Origin of the sequence: Segatella copri, assembly GCF_009495355.1 — a bacterium.
GTDB lineage: Bacteria > Bacteroidota > Bacteroidia > Bacteroidales > Bacteroidaceae > Prevotella.
Genome location: NZ_VZAD01000029.1, coordinates 1 through 1,088, shown reverse-complemented (window position 1 = coordinate 1,088; position 1,088 = coordinate 1). Strand labels below are relative to the sequence as shown.

The 1,088-nt window shown below is 42.1% G+C and carries 2 protein-coding genes; one reads left to right on the top strand and one right to left on the bottom strand.

The genetic code is table 11. The features are described from left to right. Positions 1 to 445: 445 nt before the first annotated feature. Positions 446 to 616, bottom strand: coding sequence for a hypothetical protein (locus F7D20_RS13015; protein WP_228114090.1), 171 nt, complete (start codon positions 614 to 616; stop codon positions 446 to 448). A 33-nt stretch (positions 617 to 649) separates the two neighbouring features. On the opposite strand from F7D20_RS13015, the gene F7D20_RS03150 reads away from it, so the two are divergent. Continuing rightward, positions 650 to 1,009: a hypothetical protein gene (locus F7D20_RS03150; protein WP_158462811.1), complete on the top strand. Its 360-nt coding sequence runs from the start codon at positions 650 to 652 to the stop codon at positions 1,007 to 1,009. Positions 1,010 to 1,088: the final 79 nt, after the last annotated feature.

Below are 1,088 nucleotides of genomic sequence, written 5' to 3'. Positions count from 1 at the left end.
AACAACTATAAAGAATATATATATAAATATATATATTTATATATATTCTTTATAGAACTTTTTTTCATTTTCAAAATCGAAAATGACAAAAATGACTTTGACAAAAATGACAAGATTAGGACTTCTGGTAAAATATAACAACATTTCTTGTTGATGTGTGTGGATGGAGAATACTTGTTGTGAAGTTTTGTGAATATCATTTTTTTGTTCTTGGAATGGTAGGGAAAGAGTACGAGAAAATGGCTGAAAATCTATTTTTAGCGGTTTCATCGGTCAAACTTCCGAGGCGGTGGAGCTGTTTTTCGTCTTGGAGCTTTGTCGTGACAGAGCTGTTGCTTATCAGTGGGTGCAGTTGGGTGGGGCGGATTTCTTGTCGGGAATGTTTAAAAACTTTACAAAAACAGGATGACGGGGAAATGGCAATCGTGACAAAAGTCAGGTGTCTTCAGATTTGATAAGGATGCAGTGTGACAAAAAATGGTGATTCTTTGCAGAAAATTAGCTGCATTTCGGCAAAAAAATCAAGCAAACTTGATGTTTTGCGCTCGTTTTCCATTATCTTTGCAGAAGAAAAACTGCACTCGGCAATTTGAAAACAAGTTTTCATTGCGCTCATTTGCATTATCTTTGCAGTAGAAAAGTAAGATTTATGGGAAGAAATAAATACTCACAGGCTGAAATCAGCCAGATAGGAAAGTTGCTGCGCCTCAAGAATGCGGGAAACCGACTGCAGCAGAAACAGATACGTCACGACCTGCGTGTCGACTACGAGTTTAATATCTCCGACTTTAATGAGCCAGGCAAGGCCTTCGGCGAGCAGGAGTTGCAAGATGCCATCAAGCGTGGAGCTATCGTGATCCTCGACGATGCCACTATTGAGGCAATGAAGGCGAAACGTGCGCGCGACAAGGCCCGCGATGAGGCTGAACGCCTGCAGCAGGCTGTCGCTGAGGGCGAGCAGACCGACTGGAAAGAGGCGATGAAGCAGTGGGAGGAATATTATAAGTAATTAAAGTTTCGCAAAGTGGTTCAAGTACGGGCTGAAGGCCCAAAAGCTCTTAGCCCAGGGCAGCGCCCTGGGTATAATG

Excerpts from the sequence above, each read along its gene's own strand:
- F7D20_RS03150 (WP_158462811.1), top strand. The coding sequence starts at position 650 with ATGGGAAGAAATAAATACTCACAGGCTGAAATCAGCCAGATAGGAAAG.
- F7D20_RS13015 (WP_228114090.1), bottom strand. The coding sequence starts at position 616 with ATGAGCGCAATGAAAACTTGTTTTCAAATTGCCGAGTGCAGTTTTTCT.